This is a genomic window from Oceanicaulis sp. (genome assembly GCF_965249665.1).
GTDB lineage: Bacteria > Pseudomonadota > Alphaproteobacteria > Caulobacterales > Maricaulaceae > Oceanicaulis.
On sequence record NZ_OZ252247.1, the window covers coordinates 64,342 to 83,128 of the forward strand.

Annotated in this window: 17 protein-coding genes; all 17 read right to left on the reverse strand. The window is 63.5% G+C overall.

What is annotated here, in order from left to right:
* Window positions 1-108: 108 nt before the first annotated feature.
* The 17 genes from ACP154_RS00325 to ACP154_RS00405 all read right to left on the reverse strand — a co-directional run bounded on the left by ACP154_RS00325 (window position 109) and on the right by ACP154_RS00405 (window position 18,773).
* On the reverse strand, window positions 109-780 hold the full coding sequence (locus tag ACP154_RS00325) for a response regulator transcription factor (protein WP_107713545.1): 672 nt from the start codon (window positions 778-780) through the stop codon (window positions 109-111).
* A 59-nt stretch (window positions 781-839) separates the two neighbouring features.
* Window positions 840-2,318 (reverse strand): Do family serine endopeptidase, encoded by a 1,479-nt coding sequence (locus ACP154_RS00330; RefSeq protein ID WP_421857925.1) that lies wholly within the window; start codon window positions 2,316-2,318, stop codon window positions 840-842.
* A 135-nt stretch (window positions 2,319-2,453) separates the two neighbouring features.
* Window positions 2,454-3,659, reverse strand: coding sequence for an alpha/beta fold hydrolase (locus tag ACP154_RS00335; RefSeq protein WP_421857922.1), 1,206 nt, complete (start codon window positions 3,657-3,659; stop codon window positions 2,454-2,456).
* Window positions 3,660-3,730: 71 nt separating this feature from the next.
* Window positions 3,731-4,102 carry a cytochrome c-type biogenesis protein gene (locus tag ACP154_RS00340; protein WP_421857920.1) on the reverse strand — a complete coding sequence of 124 codons (372 nt, stop codon included), beginning with the start codon at window positions 4,100-4,102 and terminating at the stop codon, window positions 3,731-3,733.
* Window positions 4,102-6,069, reverse strand: coding sequence for a heme lyase CcmF/NrfE family subunit (locus ACP154_RS00345; protein ID WP_421857917.1), 1,968 nt, complete (start codon window positions 6,067-6,069; stop codon window positions 4,102-4,104). Before ACP154_RS00345 ends, ACP154_RS00340 begins: the two co-directional genes overlap by 1 nt.
* The gene (ccmE, locus tag ACP154_RS00350) at window positions 6,066-6,566 is read right to left on the reverse strand and encodes a cytochrome c maturation protein CcmE (protein ID WP_107711153.1); all 501 of its coding nucleotides are present in this window, start codon (window positions 6,564-6,566) and stop codon (window positions 6,066-6,068) included. The genes ACP154_RS00345 and ccmE overlap by 4 nt, the downstream gene beginning before the upstream one ends.
* Window positions 6,563-7,522 carry a hypothetical protein gene (locus ACP154_RS00355; RefSeq protein ID WP_421857915.1) on the reverse strand — a complete coding sequence of 320 codons (960 nt, stop codon included), beginning with the start codon at window positions 7,520-7,522 and terminating at the stop codon, window positions 6,563-6,565. The genes ccmE and ACP154_RS00355 overlap by 4 nt, the downstream gene beginning before the upstream one ends.
* Window positions 7,519-8,169, reverse strand: a complete 651-nt coding sequence (locus tag ACP154_RS00360) for a DUF938 domain-containing protein (protein ID WP_421857912.1) — start codon at window positions 8,167-8,169, stop codon at window positions 7,519-7,521. The genes ACP154_RS00355 and ACP154_RS00360 overlap by 4 nt, the downstream gene beginning before the upstream one ends.
* 42 nt (window positions 8,170-8,211) lie before the next feature.
* The gene (locus tag ACP154_RS00365; RefSeq protein ID WP_421857909.1) at window positions 8,212-9,492 is read right to left on the reverse strand and encodes a hypothetical protein; all 1,281 of its coding nucleotides are present in this window, start codon (window positions 9,490-9,492) and stop codon (window positions 8,212-8,214) included.
* Between the two features lie 107 nt (window positions 9,493-9,599).
* Window positions 9,600-11,000: a sensor histidine kinase gene (locus ACP154_RS00370; RefSeq protein WP_421857906.1), complete on the reverse strand. Its 1,401-nt coding sequence runs from the start codon at window positions 10,998-11,000 to the stop codon at window positions 9,600-9,602.
* Window positions 10,997-11,683, reverse strand: coding sequence for a response regulator transcription factor (locus ACP154_RS00375; protein ID WP_107711158.1), 687 nt, complete (start codon window positions 11,681-11,683; stop codon window positions 10,997-10,999). Before ACP154_RS00375 ends, ACP154_RS00370 begins: the two co-directional genes overlap by 4 nt.
* A 15-nt stretch (window positions 11,684-11,698) precedes the next feature.
* Window positions 11,699-11,986, reverse strand: coding sequence for a PepSY domain-containing protein (locus ACP154_RS00380; RefSeq protein ID WP_421857903.1), 288 nt, complete (start codon window positions 11,984-11,986; stop codon window positions 11,699-11,701).
* A gap of 68 nt (window positions 11,987-12,054) precedes the next feature.
* Window positions 12,055-12,954 (reverse strand): DnaJ C-terminal domain-containing protein, encoded by a 900-nt coding sequence (locus ACP154_RS00385; RefSeq protein WP_421857900.1) that lies wholly within the window; start codon window positions 12,952-12,954, stop codon window positions 12,055-12,057.
* Window positions 12,955-13,033: 79 nt separating this feature from the next.
* Window positions 13,034-16,843, reverse strand: a complete 3,810-nt coding sequence (locus tag ACP154_RS00390) for a baseplate multidomain protein megatron (RefSeq protein ID WP_421857898.1) — start codon at window positions 16,841-16,843, stop codon at window positions 13,034-13,036.
* Window positions 16,844-16,855: 12 nt separating this feature from the next.
* Window positions 16,856-17,293, reverse strand: coding sequence for an NlpC/P60 family protein (locus ACP154_RS00395; protein WP_421857896.1), 438 nt, complete (start codon window positions 17,291-17,293; stop codon window positions 16,856-16,858).
* Entirely contained in the window at window positions 17,286-18,155 is an 870-nt protein-coding gene (locus ACP154_RS00400) for a DUF2163 domain-containing protein (protein ID WP_421857893.1), read from the reverse strand. Before ACP154_RS00400 ends, ACP154_RS00395 begins: the two co-directional genes overlap by 8 nt.
* Before the next feature lie 66 nt (window positions 18,156-18,221).
* Window positions 18,222-18,773: an SRPBCC domain-containing protein gene (locus ACP154_RS00405; protein ID WP_421857890.1), complete on the reverse strand. Its 552-nt coding sequence runs from the start codon at window positions 18,771-18,773 to the stop codon at window positions 18,222-18,224.
* Between the last annotated feature and the right edge of the window lie 14 nt (window positions 18,774-18,787).

Here is an 18,787-nt window from a genome sequence, read left to right on the forward strand (position 1 = left end):
AAAGCGCCGCGGACAGCAGCGTGAGGCGGAAAGCGGTCGTCCGCAGAAATGCAGGCGCCCGCCAGCCTTTATTGTGCTTGGTATTCAGTGTTCGTCCGCCTGTCTGTCTCAGCTCGACAGACGATAGCCTGCTCCGCGCACTGTGTGCAGCATCGAGGTGTCAAAAGGCTTGTCGATTTTCGACCGCAAGCGAGAAATATGCACGTCGATGACGTTGGTCTGAGGGTCGAAATGATAGTCCCAGACCTTTTCAAGCAGCATGGTGCGGGTCACGACCTGATCGGCGTGACGCATGAGAAATTCGAGCAGGCGAAACTCACGCGGCTGCAGCTGGATCGCTTCCTCGCCGCGCTTCACGGTGCGCGCCAGAAGATCCATCTCCAGATCCCCAACCTGAAGCCGGGTCTTGAGCGCTTCAGGATCACGGCGACGCGCCAACGCGTCCACACGCGCTTTCAACTCCGATGGCGCATAAGGTTTGACCAGGTAATCGTCGCCGCCCGCCGTCAGGCCGGCCACACGGTCATCCACCTCGCCCATGGCGGACAGGACGAGCGCAGGCGTCTTGTCGCCTTCTTCGCGCAGGATGGAGATCATCGAAAGTCCGTCGCGGCGGGGCATCATCCGGTCCACGATCAAAACATCGAAGGCGCCGTCCCGCGCCATGGCGAGACCGTCCTCGCCGTCATGAGCCGCATCGACCACATGGCCGGATTCACGCAACATTTTCGCAATATTGCCGGCGACCTCGCGGTCGTCTTCGACGATCAGAATTCGCATCTCACTCTCCCGAACCAGATCAGGCGCCGGGCTTCCCGACCCGGCGCCTGATGTCATTGTTATTCTTCGTCGCTCTCGTCAGACGGCATTTCGAGGGCGGCATAGCGCCGCTGTCCGTTCTGGGAGACCACAAAAACCAGAAGCGCCCGGCGATCCCGCGCACGCGCATCCTCGACAGCAGCTTCAAAATCAGACAGGCCGACCAGATCGCGTCCGCCGGCTTCCAGGATGACGTCACCAGGACGCAAACCCTTTTCCGCCGCTTCAGAGCCCGGGCGCACGCCCTGAACCAGAAGGCCGCGACCGTCCAGCTCGAGCTGCTCGGATTCCGCCTCGGTCGGGGCGCTCAACGCCAGACCGAACTGGGCTGCGGCGCCCGTTTCACGTTCTGCGCCCGCTTGCGGCGCGGCGTTTTCCGGTCGTTCGGTCAGTTCAACACGGATCGTACGCTCGCGCTCGTCGCGCAAGATGCGGAATGCGACCCGCTCGCCCGGCGCGAAGGCGCCGACGCGGCGCGTCAGCTCACGCGGATCATCCACCGCTTCGCCATTGATCTGCAAAATGATGTCGCCGTTCTCAAGACCGGCGGCTTGCGCCGGCGTATCGTCGAGAACCTGATTGATCAGAACGCCTTCAAGATCTGCGTCGAGCCCCATGGCGTCCTTGAGATCATCGGTCAGAACCGCCGGAGAAATACCCAGATAGCCGCGGCGCACTTCGCCGTTTTCAATCAGCTGGTCAATCACGGTCGCAGCGAGGTCTGAGGGAATGGCGAAGCCGATGCCCACATTGCCGCCGGTGGGGCTGATGATGGCGGAGTTCACGCCCACCACCTGACCATCAAGATCAAACGCCGGACCACCCGAATTGCCGCGATTGATCGGCGCGTCGATCTGAAGGAAGTCTGTGTAGGCTTGGCTGGCGCCCATCTGCCGCCCGGTGGCTGAAATAATCCCGGCAGTCGCCGTGCCGCCCAGACCGAACGGATTGCCAACGGCGACGACCCAGTCGCCCACCCGTATGTCCAGATCGCGGTCCAGCTCGACATAAGCGAAGGGTTCGTCTTCTTCCTCAACGCGCAGCAGCGCCAGATCGGTCGCGACGTCAGTTCCCACCACCTCTGCGACCAGAGACCGGCCATCGGTCAAAACCACACGAATAGTGTCCGCATCCGCGATCACATGGTTATTGGTGACCACATAGCCGTCAGCAGAAATGAAGAAGCCCGAGCCTTGAGCGCGGCGTTCGCGCGGTTGTTCCGGCATGCCGCCAAACCGCTCGAAGAATTCGCGAAATTGTGGCGGCAGCTGGGACATGTCCGGCGCAGCGCTCGCGTCCACGCTGCCTTCAGCCTCAATGGAGACCACCGCCGGGCTGACCTGTTCGATCAGGCTGGCGAAGCTCATCGGCGCGCCATTGGGCGCGCCATAGGCATAGGCGGACGGCGCCTCCTGGGCGCTGACGACCGCCGTCGTGGCGGCGCCCAGCGACAAAGCGGCGACGGTGGCGGACAGGATCAAACGTTTGGTGAGTTTCATGGCAGACAATCACAGTCCTTTACGCGTGTCGGAACCGGCCTGCGCCGATCCATGGGAACAAGGGTTTGATGACAGGGTGCGGCTGACCAGACCATTACGGCAACCTTACGGTTTCGTAATTTAAAAAACCAGAGTCTAGGCGTCTGAATTATAGTGACTTTTCACCTGAGCGCCGTGCTCCAGCGTGCGGTGCACCGGGCATTTATTGGCGATCTCGAGCAATTTCAGCTGCAAGGCCTCATCGTCCAGCCCTTCCACGACGATCTGGCGCTCAAAAAGATCTGAAGGGCCGTCCGACTTCACCTTGCTGTGGCGCACGCGCGTCCGGATGCGGCCCAACTCGATCTTTTTATGGTTGGCGTACATCCGCAACGTCATGGTGGTGCAAGCCGCCAACGCCGCAGACAACATGTCATAGGGCGCCGGCCCGCCATTCAGCCCGCCCAGCTTTTCAGGCTCGTCAACGATGAAGGCGTGCGCGCCCGTCACCGCCCAGCTGTGAAAGCCGCCAAGTCCTGTTTCTTCAACAACCGCCGTATCGTCACCCGCAAGTCGTGGCGGCGGACCGACCTTGGCGGGCGGCGCATAACGACTGGCCCATCCCGCGATCATATCTGCCGCGTAATTCGCGTCTTGCTCGCGGCTGAGCAGATGGTCGGCGTTATCGAGGCTGACAAAGCTTTTGGGGTGCCGCGCCGCTACGAACAGGCGTGTCGCGTTTTCAATCCCGACGGTTTCGTCCACCGGGGAATGCGCGATCAACAGCGCCGCCTTCATGGTCCCGACAATGTCTTCGAGCTTGTGCTCGCCGATATCTTGCAGGAATTGCTTCTTGATGGTGAAGGAGCGGCCCGCGAGCGACACTGTCGCAGAGCCGTTACTCTCGATTTCATCCACATCATCAGCGGTGAACTGGTGACGCACATGGTCGGCGTCCGCCGGTGCATTGAGCGTCGCCACGGCTGTTGTTTCAGGTATTTGCGGGGCCGCCGCGATCACGGCCGCGCCGCCAAGCGAGTGCCCGATCAGCAGGCTCGGCGCTTCATACTGCTCACGCAGGAAATCCGCCGCCTTCACCAAATCCGCCACATTGGAGCTGAAATTGGTGTTGGAGAACTCACCTTCGGACTGGCCAAGACCGGTGAAGTCAAAGCGCAGGACCGCATAGCCGTGTTGGGTGAGGCGGCGGGCGATACGCTGAGCCGCGTGGACATCTTTGGAGCAAGAAAAGCAGTGCGCGAACAGAGCATAGGCGCGCACGGCGCCGTCAGGACGCTCCAGCCGCGCGGCCAGCGTGTCGCCATAGGCGCCCGCGAAGGTGACTTTCTCTGATTGCGCCATGCCTGCCTCTTCTTGTGATCCGGATCACGGAGAGGTGGCCCCTCTTGGTGATCTGATCAAGGCGGAGACGCTCACGTTTTCGAGGGTCGTTTTCGCATGGATGTGACCAGCAAACCGCCGCCCAGCAGCAATAACAGCACCGGTGTCGCCCAAAGGATCGCTGTGCTGGTATCCACAGGCGGGCGCATCAGCACGGCATAGCCGAACCGCTCCACCAGCGCTTCTCGCACCCGGTCATCATCTGCACCCAGGGCGACCTGCTCACGCACGAAGCGGCGCATGTCCTGCGCCTGTCCGGCGTTGGAGTCCAGGATCGACTCGCCCGCGCAGACCATGCAGCGCACTTCGCGCATCAGTGCCTGGGCGCGGGCTTCTTCATCCGCAGGCAGCCCTGTCGCAGCGGTCTGCGCCGCAAGCGCTGCGGCCAGGATCAACGCCTTCATCACGACGCCTCCATTGCGGATTGAGACGCGGCGTCAGGTTGGACGCGCAGCGTGGCGCGGGCGCGCAAGCGACCAACCAAAGCCAGGACGCCGCCCAGCACGATCAGGATGGCGCCCAAAGAGAGCGACCAGACCAGCGGGTGGAACGCAATACGGGTTTCAAAGGCGGTGGTCCCGTCTTCGCGCATCCGCGCCTCTCCCACCGAGGCGTAAAGATCGCCTGCGATGGAGGAATTAAGCGCCACTTCGCGCGTCGTCTGGTTGGCGCCGGCGTAAAAGCGCCGCTCTGGCTCCATGACGCCGCCCTCGCCGCCATCGATCACAAGACGCGCCCGATCCGCCATATAATTCGGTCCGTCCGCCCGGCGCACGCCATCCAGCGTCAGGGTGCGTCCGGCTATGGTGATGCTTTCTCCAGGCGCCAACGCCAGATTCTGGTCGGGCGGTCGCGATGCGTCCGCCGCTGCCCCCAAGGCGATAAACCCGACCCCGGCATGGGCCAGAACCCGACCTGTCACCATGAGCTTCTGGCCTCGCGCCATGGCCACCGGCAGCGATTGGCCCAGATCCATCACCGCACCGGAAATAGCCCAGATTCCAATCGCGCCGCCTAGAACCGCCAGCGGGCTGGCGCCCGCCATCAGAAACGCCACTATGATCGCCGCCACGGGGATGAGCATCAATGCGGCCCGCATTTGCGACACAGCATTTTTCAGCCCGCCATTGGCCCAGGGCAGGAAGGGCGCGACAGGCATCAGCAAAGCCGCGATTAGCAAGAGCGGCGTCGCCGCAGCATTGAAATACGGCGCACCTACCGAGATTGTCGGCCCGCCCATCAACTCCAGCAACATGGGATAAAGCGTGCCCACAAGGACCACGCCCGAGGTGGCTGCGAGCAGCAGGTTATTGGCGCCGATCAGCGCTTCCTTGCTGGTGGGCTCAAAGCCGTCGCCCTCGCCCAGCGATCCGGCCCGCAGTGCAAACAACAGGAAGCCAGCCACAGCGGACACGCCCAGCATGCCCAGAATCCAGACGCCGCGTTCAGGGTCCAGCGCAAACGCGTGCACCGAGGTGATCACGCCCGAACGCACCAGGAAAGCGCCGAGGATTGAAAGGATATACGCCAACAGCGCGAGAAACACGGTCCAACCCGGAAACGCCCCGCGCTTCTCAGTGGCGATGGAGGAGTGGATCAACGCTGCGCCCAGAAGCCAGGGCATGAAGCTGGCGTTCTCGACCGGGTCCCAGAACCACCAGCCGCCCCAGCCAAGCTCGTAATACGCCCAGAACGCGCCCAGTGCGATGCCGGCGGTCAACGCCGTCCAGGCGCCCAGCGCCCAGGGGCGGAGCGCCGTCGCCAGAGCCCGCCCCGGCGTTTTCTGCATCAGGCCCGCCGCCGCGATGGCGAAGGCCGTCGACAGCCCCACATAGCCCACATAGAGCATGGGCGGGTGGATCACGAGCAAGGGGTCTTGCAGGATCGGGTTCAGTTCAGCGCCCTGAAGCGGGACCGGAAACACACGCTCAAACGGGTTAGAGGCAAAGGCGAGAAAAGCGTAGAACAGGGTCTGCAACAGGCCCTGAAAGCTCACAGCCCGCGCGCGCAATCCCGGCTCTTGAGGCCCGCGTTGCGCCAAACCATAGCCGAACACAGACAGCATCAGACACCACAACAGCATCGAGCCTTCGTGTCCGCCCCAACTGGCGGCGATCTTGTAGGCCAGGGGTTTGTCGACCGAAGAATTGGCGGCCACATAGGCGATCGAGAAATCAGACCGCAAAAAACTTGCGATCAACAAGATCATTGCCGCGCCTGCAGCCAGCATCCCGATTTCTGAAGCCACGCGCCCGGCTTCAGCATAAGCCCCGCGCCCGCCCTGATCCGCGCCCCGCCAGGCGGCAAGCATCTGCACGAAGCTCGCCAGCAACGCCAACGCGATGAGATAACGACCAAGTTCGGCGATCATGACGGCTGCTCCGTCTCTGCATCGCCATAGCCGCTCGCACCAGTATAGCCGGAATGGTCACCGGTTTCTTCGTGCCACATGCCCGATTCACGCAAAGCCGCGGCGACTTCAGGCGGCATGTAGGATTCGTCGTGCTTGGCGAGCACGGTGTCGGCGGTGAACTGGCCTTCAGGGCTGAATGCACCCTCGGCGACAATGCCCTGACCTTCACGGAACAGATCCGGTAGCGATCCGCCATAAGCGATGCGAATTTCGCCAGCCCCGTCAGTAATGGTGAAGTTCGCACCGCCGCGTGCGGGGCGCTCCACCGATCCATCAAGCACTAACCCGCCCACACGCACACGCTGGCCTGCTTGCGGAGGGTTTTCAGCGACCATGGCGGGAGAATAGAAAAACACCATGGCGTCGCGCATGGCGGTCATCGCCAGCGCCGCCGCGCCCACAAGGACCACACCGGCAGCGAGCGTGATCATCAGTCGTCGCTGGGCTTTTCTCATCCGTTCGTCTCCTCGCCGGAAAATGCGCTTTGCATGGCTGCAATCAAGGCCAGCGCGCCGGGATTGTTCTCAAATTGGGTCCGGGCGCGCTCCAGCGCCGCGGCTCCGGCCTCGGGCTCGTCCTGCATCCAACGCGCGCGCGCCAGTGTGAGCCAGCCTGACAAGTCGTCAGGATCATCTTCAAGCTGCATCTCAAGACGGTCGACCATCATGCTCGCCAGATCATCGGGCGCAGCGCCTGCCGCGATGGCGTCTGCAAAGGGCGCGGCGCCGTCTGAGCCTGGCCCGCCCCGGGGCCGTGACAACAGATCCGCGGCGCGCGCCGCGATGGCGGCGCGGAACGGGTCACCGGCATCCAGACGGGTTATGATGTCAGACCAGACGCGCGCGGCTTCATTGCGGTCTCCACGCGCATAATAAGCCGCGCCCAGAAAGAACGCCGGTTCCGGCAATGTCGGATCCAGAGCGTAGGCCGCGTCAAACGCGCGTTCCGCTTCGGGCGTGACCTGACCGTCGTTAAGCACGACCAGCGCCTGGCCCAGATCGGATAGGATGCGCGGGTCCTCTTCAATCTGCAGCGCCCGCGTGAAAAACGTCACCGCTTCCAGTTCGCGCTCGGTGCGCGCCAGAAACCGGCCGAGCAAGGTCAAAGCCTGCAAATTCTCACGGTCTTCGCGCAAGATGGCGCGCAAACGCGCCTCTTGCTCTTCCGGTGTGAGGTCTTCGGGATTTGTCGCATTCAGACGCGCCGCAACTTCGCTATAGGGCGCGCCGGGCGCATCGGGCTCACCGTTGACAAAATACAGTCCCAGCGCGCCCAGAAGCACGATCGGGACCGCCGCAAGCGCCAGAATCCGGTTGGCTGTTCCACTCGCCGACGCCTTGAAAAACGGCATGGCCAGACGCCAGGCGGCAAGTGCGCCGATTATGGCGCTGATCAGAATGAAGCCGATCATGCGGCGCCTCGCTGGAAGGTCAGCAGTAGATTGTTGGAGGGCATATCGACGCGTTCGGTTCGAACGAAGCCATATGCGCCAGCCAGTGTGTCCACATCGGCGAGCGCTCGAACGCCCCATCTTGGGTCGCGCTGTTTCAAGCTCGCGTCGAAGTCGAGATTGGACGGCGCCGTCGCCTCGCCTTCCTGATAAGGCCCGTAAAGATGCAGCGCGCCTTTTTCAATCAACAACTGAGCGGCGCCTGCAAACAACCCCTGAGCGGCTTCCCAGGGCGCAATATGTATCATGTTGGCGCAGTACATCGCGTCCACGGGCTCTACTGTTTCCCACCAGTTTGCTGCGCAGACATCAAGGTCCAGCGCAGGCTGCATCCGGCCATGGGCGTCTGCGGCCCAGGCGTCAGCGCTGGCGCGAGATTGCGGATCGGGATCACTCGGCGTCCAGATCAAATCGGGACGATGGGTCACCAGGGCCAGAGCGTGTTCACCCGTGCCGCTGGCGATCTCAAGCACACGCGCGCCTTCTGGCAAACGTGCGCTCAGCGCTGTCGTGATCGGGCCGCGATTGCGTGCGGCGCTGGGCGAGCTCAGACGCGCGCCGTTCTGGTCACGGTCTTCCAATGCGATGGGAGCAGTTTTATCGGTCATGCAGGGGTAGATAGACTGTCCCCCGCCCGCTTTGAAGGCGCATTAGGCGGCTTGGGCTGCGGCGGCTCGGCGCAGGAGGACCTCTCCGGTCGATCTCATGCCCAGAATATCCAGAATACGCGTGACTTCGCGCAATCGAGCCAGGTCAGCTTCTTCGTCATCAGAGACATTGCGCCGCAGTCTGGCGAGAATGCCTTCACCCAGTTTCTCAGTGGCGTCCTTGAACTCTTCAAGCAACAAGGCGTGCGCATTGCCAACGGCGGCGCGGGCGGCGTCATCCTTCACGCGATACAGGAAGGAACAGACTATCTCGGCCTGGTCGAATGCGGGCTCGCCCGGGTGGGGTATTTCACGCGACCGCCGTCTGGGCCCGGTTTCCGGCAAAGCCAATTCAAAAATACGCCGCGCCTCTTCGTGGATGCGCTCCATCTGCTGGCTGGCGGCGTTTCTCAGTTCGAAAAGTCTCTGCCCCCAGGCGCCGTCCTTACGAATGCCAATCTCGCGCGTCATCCCGACGGTCACAGCGGCAAACTGGGTGACGGCTTGAACAGCGACCTCCATCTCGGTTTCTGTCCGGGGCGCGGATTGAAACCCTTTGAGATAAAACTCCGCATCACTCAGCAGGGCGTCGCCTATGCTTGACATGTCGGTATGGGTCAGCAGGAAGTCATCTTCGCGCCGCGCAATCCGCTCAAATATCCGCAGCATGCGCCAGGGTTTGTGAACCTTGGCCATGATCATCAAGAGCACCCAGACGCCCGATTCCGGAGTGTCTTCGATCGCCTGCTCGTATCGGTCGCGCAATTCCGCGCAAACCTCGTCGCCCATCTCCTCGATCTCGTCAGGCAATCCGTCGAGCGCTTCACGCAACACAGGAACGCTGTTGAGCATGCCGGCGATGCTGCGCACTTCATCAAACCGGGTCACGCCCAGTTGCTGACGCAGACGCTTGCTCTCCTTGGGTTCGTGCTCAAGCTCATCGAGCGCTTTGACGATGCTCGCTGCGACACGCACACGGGTGTCATCCAGCGGTTCATCCACGGGTTTGTCCGTAAAGGATGACGCAGCGTCCATCGCTTCCTGAGCCGCTTCAGGATCAAGATCACTGATCCAGTTCCATAACGGCGCCAGCAGGCTTTCAGGAATGAGCGCTTTGGACGGCTGGATACGTGTTGAGTCACCCATCACGCCCTTCAGGGGGAGAAAGAAAAGGCGACTGGCCGCGCCGTCCGCGCCATAGCGGCAATATTCGAGCATCCGGGCCATGCCTGGATCAAGCTCCAGCGCAAGGTCAACGAGCCCGTCCACTCGCTCAACAGACATGTGAGCCAGCAGTACAGACAGTTTTTCGACTTTTTCCGCGGAGAGCGGCCCCATGTCATCACCACGTCAAACACTTTGGATTCAAAAATAACTGAACGCGGTTAATGTCAGCTTTCCAGAAGCGCAGGTAACCATAAACAGGCTTTGAGCCCACCCATGCTGGATCTTTCGAGCTCGAGCGCGCCGTCATACGCCCGCGCCAGATCCACAACGATCGCCAGCCCTAGCCCGGTTCCCGGCGCTTGTTCATCAAGGCGCACGCCCCGCGCCAGCACGGCCTGGCTTTGTTCAGGCGTCAGCCCCGGACCGTCATCCTCGACACACAGATAGAGCTGGCCCTCGCGCACCCTGGCGAGGATGCTGACCTTGCTGGCCGCCCATTTACAGGCGTTGTCGATAAGATTGCCTAGCAATTCCTCGAGATCTTGCTTCTCGCCGCGAAAGACGATTTTGCCCTCGCAGCGCCAGTCCAGCGTGATCCCCTGGCGGCCGTAGATTTTCTGCAAGGTCCGCCCCAGATCGTCGAGCGTGCGTTCCACCGGCGCCCGGGCGCCGATCGTGCGGGCATGCGCTGCGGCGCGCGCCCGACGCAAATGGTGCTCGACCTGTTCAGACATCAGCCGTGTCTGGCGGTCGACCTGCCGGGCCAGCGCCCCGTCCTGATCGCGCGCTTCATTGGACAGCACAGTCAGTGGCGTCTTCAAGGCGTGGGCCAGATTGCCCACATGGGTGCGTGCACGCTCCACCACTTCCTGGGAATGATCGAGCAGCTTGTTCAACTCGCCGCCCAGAGCGATCAGCTCTGCCGGATACACGCCGCTGACGCGCTCACTGCGCCCGTCGCGCACATCAGCCACCGCGCGCCCCATGCGCAAAACCGGTGCGAGACCCACACGCACCTGTACGAAAACCCCCACACCCAGCGCGATCGTAAACAGCAAAAACAACCCCGCCGAGGCCAGACCGAAGCGCATGATGCGGGCGTTTGCGGGTCTTTGATCCTCAGCCGCGATCACTAAAAGCGGAGCCTCAACCTCATTGACAAGAATAGCGCGGATCACCAGGCGCAGGGGTTCGCCATCGGGCCCTTTGCTCGCGGCGCTGACGGGACGACCTGGATTGTCGAGAGCTTCAGCACGCGCCTTGTCGGGCGCTGTCAGCGTCGCATCCGCCAAAGATTGCGAGCGCAAGGGCTCAACGTCAGCCGCAGCATCCAGCGACACCTGCCAATAGCGACCTGAAAACGTCTGGGAGAACCGCGGATCGATGAGGTCTTCATCCAGACGCAGGCTCAGCGAATCGCTGACTTCCACATAAGCGATCAAGGCGTCCGCGACGCCTGACAACCTGTCCTCAAGGTCACTCAGAACCGTCTGTCGAAACAACGCTGTCAGTGACACCGCGCCCAGAACCAGCAGCACAAGCGCCCAACCCAGCGCCGTCAAAACCAGACGGCGCACCATGGAGCCTTGGGTGACAAGGCGCAGTGCTGAGGCGTCTTCGCTCACTCAGCCGCCGAGCTCTTGGTTTCGCCGGGATCTACCAGGCGGTACCCCAAGCCCCGAACCGTTTCGATGCGGCTGGAGCCGATCTTCTTGCGCAGGCGACCGACGAACACTTCAATCGTGTTGGAGTCGCGATCAAAATCCTGATCGTAGATATGCTCTACCAGCTCGGTGCGTGAAATGACGCGGTCGCGATGATGCATGAGATAGCTGAGCATCCGAAACTCATGCGATGTCAACTTGATGAGCAAGTCGCCCAGAAAGACCCGTGAGCCGCGGGTGTCCAGGCTCAGATCGCCGCACATCAGGGTCGAGGTGGCGTGGCCCGCCGCCCGGCGGGTCAGAGCGCGCAAACGCGCCAGCAATTCCTCGGGATGGAAGGGCTTGGTGAGATAATCGTCCGCCCCGGCGTCAAACCCGGCGACTTTCTCGCTCCAGCGATCGCGCGCAGTCAGGATCAGCACCGGCGAGGCCATGCCTGCTTCGCGCCAGCGCTCCAGCACCGTCACGCCGTCCAGCTTTGGCAGGCCCAGATCGAGCACAATGGCGTCATAAGGTTCGGTCTCGCCCAGAAACAGGCCCTCTTCGCCATCTGCCGCGGTGTCCACGGCATAGCCCGAATGGGTCAGCACGTCAGCCAGTTGTCGACGCAGATCAGGGTCGTCTTCGACGATAAGCGCTCGCATGTCAGCCTCCTCCCGTTATCGGCGCACACGGCCTGATCGCGCATCCACGCGCACATCAAGCCGCCTGCCCTCACGGGTCAGTATCCGGATCATGTAATAGGGATTCTCACCATTCACGAGCCGGCCGGACAAGACCTCAGCGCCGGGATAGGCCTGACGCACGGCGGAGACCGCCACCGACATGGGCACGATGGATTGCGCCGCATTATGGATCGCGACCTTGTGCGCCCAGGCCGGCGCGGGCGTCCCTAACAGGGCTGTGGCGCAAACGAGCGTCAGGAGAAGTGTGAGAATTCGTGTCATGACAGGCTTAATGACGGATCCGGGCTGAACGCACGCTGAACGGCGTTCAGAAGCGTGCAAGAGGGGTATCATGACATGAAACGCTTTCGTGGATGATAATCCGTCGGCGGCGTCCACGCCTCGATAAACGCTTCAAGATCAGGATCGTTCAGCGGCACGTCGATGACCAGACGAATGATCTGGTCGCCACGCCCTCCCTCCCCCTTGGGCGCGCCCTTGCCGCGCAATCGCAGCTGAGCGCCAGAATTCGCGCCCGCCGGGACGCGAACCTCGACCATGCCGTCAATTGTGGGCGCACGCACAGTCCCGCCAAACAGCGCTTCTTTCAGGGAAATCGGCAGGTCGAGCCGGATATTGTCGCCCTCTCGCCGAAACCAGGGATGTTCCTGGATCACGATCTCGATCAGCGCATCCCCCGCCGGGCCGCCGTCGCGACCCGGATGACCCTGGCCACGCAGGCGCAGAACCTTGCCGCTTTCAACCCCTGCAGGCACGCCCACTTCCAGGGATTTGCCATTGGACAAGCTCACGCGCTTTTTCGCCCCGCGCATGGCGTCTTCAAAGCTGACAGTCAGGCGCGCCTTGATCTCCGCGCCGCGCATCGGCTGACCGCGTGAGCGGGACCCGCCAAAATCGGTGAACAGATCAGAGAACATGTCCCCCAGATCCTCGAACCGGCCGCTGGGGCCGCGCTCGCCCGGCGCGCCGCCGGGGCGCGAGCGGAAATGATAGGCCGGGCGTTCCTGCCCCGACGCATCAATCTCGCCCTGATCAAAGCGGGCGCGCTGTTCGGGGTCGGATAACAGCTTGAAGGCCTGGGTGACCTGTTTGAACTTGTCTTCGGACACCTTGTCATTCGGACGTGTGTCAGGGTGCAAGGCTTTCGCCAGCTTGCGGTAGGCGCGCCGGATTTCGTCGGCGCTCGCCGTGCGGGACACGCCCAGAATCGCATAAGGGTCAGTCATCATGGCCGTTGTGATAGCAGTCTCTGTCAGGTCGGGCGAGCACCGGGCCGCACCCGGACGGGTCACATCTGTGCGTTCCGCCTCAGACCTGCAAGACCGACGCCAGCCCCGCGCCATATCGTTCTGAGATTTGCCGGACGCTGAAGCTGTGCCCGAGCAGATCAGCCGGCAGCTCTGACACAGACAGAACAAGCTGCGGCGCAGACGCCGACCAATGTGCGATGACGGCGCCGTTCAGGTCACGCAACGCCACGTCATAGGCTTCCAGCGCCTCGCCCAGCGGCACATCCAGCCCTTGCCAGCGGTCGCCGCCGATCCGGGTGCGGCGAATCCAGTCCAGCGTCACCGTTTGTGGCGTCCGGGTCAGTTTGAGATGCACCGGAGAGAGCGGGCGCAAATCGCGCGCCCGATACACCGTCTGAAGCTGGCGGGCGCGGCTATCGCTACGCCGGGCGCCCTGAGGCGCAGCGATGACAGACAATTCGGCGTCGCGCTCCGCATCCGTCACCGGCAGCACGGCCAGAGCGCCATCAAGCACCACCACACTGGCGCCGGCCAAGGCGCCGGGCGCGGGCGAGCCGCCCAGGCCGCGCAAGAGCCCTGTCAGGCGCCAGACGCCGTCCGGCTCGAGCGTTGCGGTTTCAAACGCCAGCACCTCCCAGCCGTCTGGCGTTTCAACCGCGATCTGGTTGGCGCCCGCCAGGACCGACAAACGTGAGCGACTTTCAAAAGCCCCCTCATAGAACCGGACCCTGAGACGAGCGTCCTGACGCCAGCGTCCCTCGGGGCCCGCAGCCAGCGCGTCCAGCAAAACGCCGGTTTGCGCAGGCGTGGTTATGCGCGCTCTGAGCTCTGCGCTCTCACTATCAGCGCCCGCATAGAGCTGGACTCCCCCCGCCCAAGGCTGGCTCCAGGCCGCCGCCAGAAGGCCGTTGCGCGGCGCGTCTTCATCCTCGCCGAGAGGCAGGTCCAGCAATCGCACCAGCGGACGCCCCGCCGCGACCCGCGTCGCAGGGATTCGCGGCTCCGGGCCGGACACGGGCGCCAGCCCGCCCAGCGCTGGGCCAAGCTGTGCTATGCGTGATGTAACACCCTCCAGCGCATCGAGCCGCCAGAGCGGTCTGTCAGCGCCGCTCATCTGCACCGGATCACCCGCTTCAAGCCGCGCCATCGAGGGCGGCAGGGCTGCGTTCAGTCTTTCCCCTTGTGTCCGGGCGCGCGCCAGAAGATCACGCGCCCAGCCCTGCGCCAGACTGCGATCGGCCAGGAGCGGCGCCTGAACCGAGATGAGACCGTCGGTCACATGATCCAGGCCGCGCGCGCTGACGGCGGCGGGGTCATAGTCGCCTTCATCGCCAATGATGACGAGCTGCGCATCGGCGGGGGCGTCTTCCAACGCCGCGCGGGTGTACACGACGCCGTCTGCTCCTTCAGGCAACAGATCGGAATCCAGCATGACCGGCGCGCTGATCGGAGACAGCGGCAGACAGGCGGCGCCCTGGCTTCGGTCCACGAGCGTAAAGCCGAAGACATGACCCAGGCTGGCGATCACATCGCGGGCCCGTTGCGGACGATTGACCACATAACCCGCCAGCACGCCGTCCAGCTGGCGTGCATCCAGCGCATCCAGCCCGGCGCGGCGCGCGATATCGCTCACCACAGCGCTGAGGGAAGACTGCCCGGCGCGGCCTGTCAGCCAATGCCCGCGCCGCCAGTTTCCGCCATCGCTCCAGATATCGGTGCGGGCCGGGAATTCAGGAAACGGCCGGGCGTCCCAGCACCAGACATGGCTGCGGGCCAGGTCCAGCATGGGACCGCCATAGACGGGTGAGACCGGATTGCGGCCCTGGCCCGGCGCCCAATAGTCGAGCACGGTTTCAATCGCTCGTCGCTGGATCAGATCATCACGCGCACCCGTGGAAAAATGCGGCGCCCGGCTCTCCGCGCTCTTGGGATCAAGAAAGACATTGGGCTGGTTTGACCCCTTGTCCACCGCCGGACAGCCGAGCTCGACAAAGCGGATCGGCTTGCCGCCCGGCGTCCAGCCTGTCGCCACCGGCGCACGCACACCGGCCACCCGGTCGTGATGGGGGTTGGACCACCAGTCAGAAAGGCGCTTGTACGCCCAGATCCAGTCTTCGCCGTGCGCGCCATCCACGATGGGCGTCCGGGTCTGGCTCAAACGGTCGGCGTCCGACGCATAAAACCACTCCCCGCCTTCACCGCCTTCGACATTGGCGCCCAGATAGGCGCGGTCGTGAACCGAGCCGAAGGCCGCATCGGCATGACTCTCCCCGTCCCGCCAATCTGACAAAGGCGCGTACCAGTCGAGCCCTACATAATCCACATTGGGATCCGACCAGAGCGGATCGAGATGAAACAGGCGGTCCCCGCTGCCGTCCTGGGGCGCATGCCCTGAGTATTCAGACCAGTCCGCCGCATAAGACAGCTTGACCGACGGCCCCATAAGCGCGCGCACCTCGCCCGCCAGGGCTTTCAGATGCGTGACAGCGGGATAGCTCGTCCGGCTGGATCGCACCTGATTGAGCGCGACCATTTCCGACCCGATCAGAAAGCTCTCCACACCGCCCGCCGCTTTGGCGAGCGCAGCGTGGTGCAGAATGAAGCGGTTAAATCCCCAATCTTCAGCAGAGCCGTCATAACGCACAGCGTCGCCGGAAACTGAAAAGTCCGTTGCGCGCGCGCCGCCAAAAAAAACACTCACCTGCGCGCTCGCTTGCGTGCTTTGATCGGGCGAGCCCGGCAAACTCGGCGCTGGCGTGCAAGTAATCCGGCCGCGCCAGGGATAGGCGGCCTGATAGGGCGCGCCATACGGGTCGTCGGCGCGCGAGGTCTGCGGGATATCCATCAAGATGAAAGGATAAAGCGTGACCTGATAGCCGCGCTGTTTGAGCGCCCTTATCGCTTGAATCACGGTCTCATCAGACGGCGTGCCGCCATAGACGGGCGCGTCATTCTGCCGGGACACCAGATGAGCACCCGCCCGCGACAAGCCAGCAACAGACCAGTCCAGCGGTCGTGTGGTCTTCTCGCGCGTTTCCACGCCGGGCCGGATCCGGCATGCGCCGCAGCGCAGATCATCGCCGAACCAGCTCGTCACCAGCGCCACCGATCTGACTTGTGGCAGGCGTGCGGCCAGATCCTCCAAAGCCGCCTCAAAATTGGTGAAGGCACGGCTGGTGTGGACGTTTTCAGCCCGTTCCTCGCCTTCGCGAACCTCGCGGTAAACCGGCTCCGTCGCATAAACGAACTCGCCCGAGGCCGGGATCAGGCACACGCCCTGAACCAGATGCTCCAGCTGCGGCTCATGGCTCTGATTTTCGCCCGCGCCCAGCACTTCAAAGCTCAAATTGGGCAAGCGCGCGCCATAGGCGTCGAGCGGGAAATCCTCAAACACCACATAAGCGAGGCCGCGATAAGCGGGGGCCTCGCCCTCCACCGCTTCGATCAGCGGATCCGGCGCCTGATCAGACGCGCCCGCATGCAGCCGCATCACTGCGGCGTCATGGGCCAGCAGCTCGCCATTGGCCCAGATGCGTCCCACGCCGGACACCGGCCCCTCGCACAAGGCGACCGCGAAGCTTGCGGCATACTCATATTCGGTGATCTCCGGCCCGCCTTTACCGCCGCCCGTGCTGCGGGTTCGGGCGGTTTCCGTGACCGGCCCCAGCCAGATCACCTGCCCGGCGAGGCGCATCCGGCCATAGACGATCGGCACGAAGGCGCCCTCGGTCGAGGTCTGGACGCTGAAGCCATCAAGTCGAGGGCCTTGCTGATCGTTGGCGAACATGGCGCCAACAAGCGACCCCACCCCCGCTTGCAAGAAGGACGCGCCGACCTGCTGGGCGGCGGACAGAAGAAGCTGACCCATGAGATCCTCGCTTTAGCAAAAGGGGAAGGCGTATGCGCCCGCGATCCGCCTTCGCCACCAGGGGCCCAGGGCGGTTTCGCACACGCGCTGGCCCCGCCAGGCGTGCAGGATGCAATCAGGCGCGCTCAGGATCGCGCAATGGCGCGCCGGGCCGTTCGGCGCGTAGTGAAACAACATCACATCGCCCGGCGCAGCGACGCCCGGATCAATCGCGACCAGCCAGCGCGCCGCCGCCTCGCTGAGTAAATCGTCTGCGCTTCGGTCCGCCCAGTCCGGCGTATAGGGCGGCAGGGATTGGGGTTCGGCGCCGTAAAACGCACGCCACACGCCGCGCACCAGGCCCAGGCAATCACAACCCGCCCCCTTCACACTCATCTGATGATGATAGGGCGTGCCGGTCCAGCTTCGCGCTTCGTAAAGGATGCGCGACCGGTGTTCCAGCTCAGTCATCTGCGCGCGAACTCACCGGGCGGATCAGGGCGTCATTGCCGGGCATGTGCGGACAGCCGCGAAAGTTCGCCGCGTTGGAAAAGCGCGTCTTGCAGGTCTCAAAACGTTTGTCGCATCCGACTGTCAGCCTGAGCGCCTCGCCCGCCTCGGCGACAGGCGCTGCGCTGTCGAGTTCAACCACCAAGCCGGCCTCGTCAGCGCGCGCGGTGATAATGCGCTGGTCTGGCCAGGTTGGTTGAGCGGTCCAGGCCAGCACGCCCTCAGCGAAATCCCGGGCGTCAACCGGCGCTGGGTCCAGCCCGCCCACGCGTAAAGCGCGTCTGGATATCCGCCCCGCCAAAAGGCCGTTCACGCGTCGCCCCGGCTCAGACAGATCGACCTGACAGCGCGCATCGCCCAGCTCGGCGTCGCATTGGCGCGAAAACACCCGGCCAAGGGTGCGGTTCAGACGTGCGGACAGGCCTGAAACTTCCGCTTCAAAGCCCTGATCGCCATAGCGGATCTCGCCCAGCTCTCCGGTGAAGGCGCGATAGGTCAGCGTCGGATCTGACCAGTCGACCCGATAAAGCGCCAAAGCGGCGCCGTCCCAGGCGCCCGCCTTGATGGCGTCCGTCGTGATCACGCCGCTATCGAGCTGGCCGAATACGGCGCCGCGTGCGGGGGAGGCTCCGGTTTCACTGCGAAGATCGCCAGCGCTGAAACCTGATGCAGGCTCGCAACTTACGCCGTCCACTTCCAGTGTCTGGTCATGATCGGTGAAGCCATAGCGGGAGCCGTCGCGCCGGGTCAGGATCCAGGCCCAGCTTAGCGTGGTCACCCCGGCATCCAGCCGCGCCTGCAGCTCGGGCGGAATCTCGATCATCACGCACCTCCCAAAAAAAGCCCCGGCTCAAAGCCGGGGCGGTGTCACACAAATCCGTTGCAAGCGTCAGTCGCTCTCGAACGCGGCGCAGGGTGTTTCGGGCGTAAGGTGACAGTCCGCCTCCATGAAAGGCTTGAGCCGCCCTTCGATAAAATGCACCCAGACCGAACGCACGATACCCGCCAGCTCTTCATCCAGCTCGCCTGTCATGGCGAGGTCCACCGTAAAGACGGTTTCGTTCGGACTGGCGCCCTCTTCCAGCGTCCAGGACGACACCAGATGCACCGCTCGACCGCTCAGGCCCAACGGGCCGTCAAGCCGCAATTGTTCTGGCGCCCTGACGAAGATGACGCGCGCATGCACCACACCGTCAGGCGCGCCCGCTTCAAAGCGTTCATAGAAGAGGCCCCCGACCTCCGGCTCGATCACCAGCTCTGCTGGACCCGGCCAGAATGTGTGATCCCACCAGGGCGAAACATCGCCCGTGGCGGCGTCAAACACCTCTTCGCGCGGCGCCGAGATGTCCACGACGATCTGCGTTCGAAAGCCTTGCGCCTCAAACGGCGTCAGCTCTGGCGATGATTGCGCCAGAAGGGCGGCGGCAAGTATGGCGATCATCTTTTCCTCCCCGA

What these genes read in the sequence shown, in the direction of transcription:
- ACP154_RS00385 (WP_421857900.1), bottom strand. Translation starts at nt 12,954, where the DNA reads ATGATGACTGACCCTTATGCGATTCTGGGCGTGTCCCGCACGGCGAGC.
- ACP154_RS00345 (WP_421857917.1), bottom strand. Translation starts at nt 6,069, where the DNA reads ATGATCGCCGAACTTGGTCGTTATCTCATCGCGTTGGCGTTGCTGGCG.
- ACP154_RS00330 (WP_421857925.1), bottom strand. Translation starts at nt 2,318, where the DNA reads ATGAAACTCACCAAACGTTTGATCCTGTCCGCCACCGTCGCCGCTTTG.
- ACP154_RS00340 (WP_421857920.1), bottom strand. Translation starts at nt 4,102, where the DNA reads ATGAAGGCGTTGATCCTGGCCGCAGCGCTTGCGGCGCAGACCGCTGCG.
- ACP154_RS00335 (WP_421857922.1), bottom strand. Translation starts at nt 3,659, where the DNA reads ATGGCGCAATCAGAGAAAGTCACCTTCGCGGGCGCCTATGGCGACACG.
- ACP154_RS00400 (WP_421857893.1), bottom strand. Translation starts at nt 18,155, where the DNA reads ATGATCGAGATTCCGCCCGAGCTGCAGGCGCGGCTGGATGCCGGGGTG.
- ACP154_RS00405 (WP_421857890.1), bottom strand. Translation starts at nt 18,773, where the DNA reads ATGATCGCCATACTTGCCGCCGCCCTTCTGGCGCAATCATCGCCAGAG.
- ccmE (WP_107711153.1), bottom strand. Translation starts at nt 6,566, where the DNA reads ATGAGAAAAGCCCAGCGACGACTGATGATCACGCTCGCTGCCGGTGTG.
- ACP154_RS00365 (WP_421857909.1), bottom strand. Translation starts at nt 9,492, where the DNA reads ATGTCTGTTGAGCGAGTGGACGGGCTCGTTGACCTTGCGCTGGAGCTT.
- ACP154_RS00390 (WP_421857898.1), bottom strand. Translation starts at nt 16,843, where the DNA reads ATGGGTCAGCTTCTTCTGTCCGCCGCCCAGCAGGTCGGCGCGTCCTTC.
- ACP154_RS00375 (WP_107711158.1), bottom strand. Translation starts at nt 11,683, where the DNA reads ATGCGAGCGCTTATCGTCGAAGACGACCCTGATCTGCGTCGACAACTG.
- ACP154_RS00395 (WP_421857896.1), bottom strand. Translation starts at nt 17,293, where the DNA reads ATGACTGAGCTGGAACACCGGTCGCGCATCCTTTACGAAGCGCGAAGC.
- ACP154_RS00360 (WP_421857912.1), bottom strand. Translation starts at nt 8,169, where the DNA reads ATGACCGATAAAACTGCTCCCATCGCATTGGAAGACCGTGACCAGAAC.
- ACP154_RS00325 (WP_107713545.1), bottom strand. Translation starts at nt 780, where the DNA reads ATGCGAATTCTGATCGTCGAAGACGACCGCGAGGTCGCCGGCAATATT.
- ACP154_RS00355 (WP_421857915.1), bottom strand. Translation starts at nt 7,522, where the DNA reads ATGATCGGCTTCATTCTGATCAGCGCCATAATCGGCGCACTTGCCGCC.
- ACP154_RS00380 (WP_421857903.1), bottom strand. Translation starts at nt 11,986, where the DNA reads ATGACACGAATTCTCACACTTCTCCTGACGCTCGTTTGCGCCACAGCC.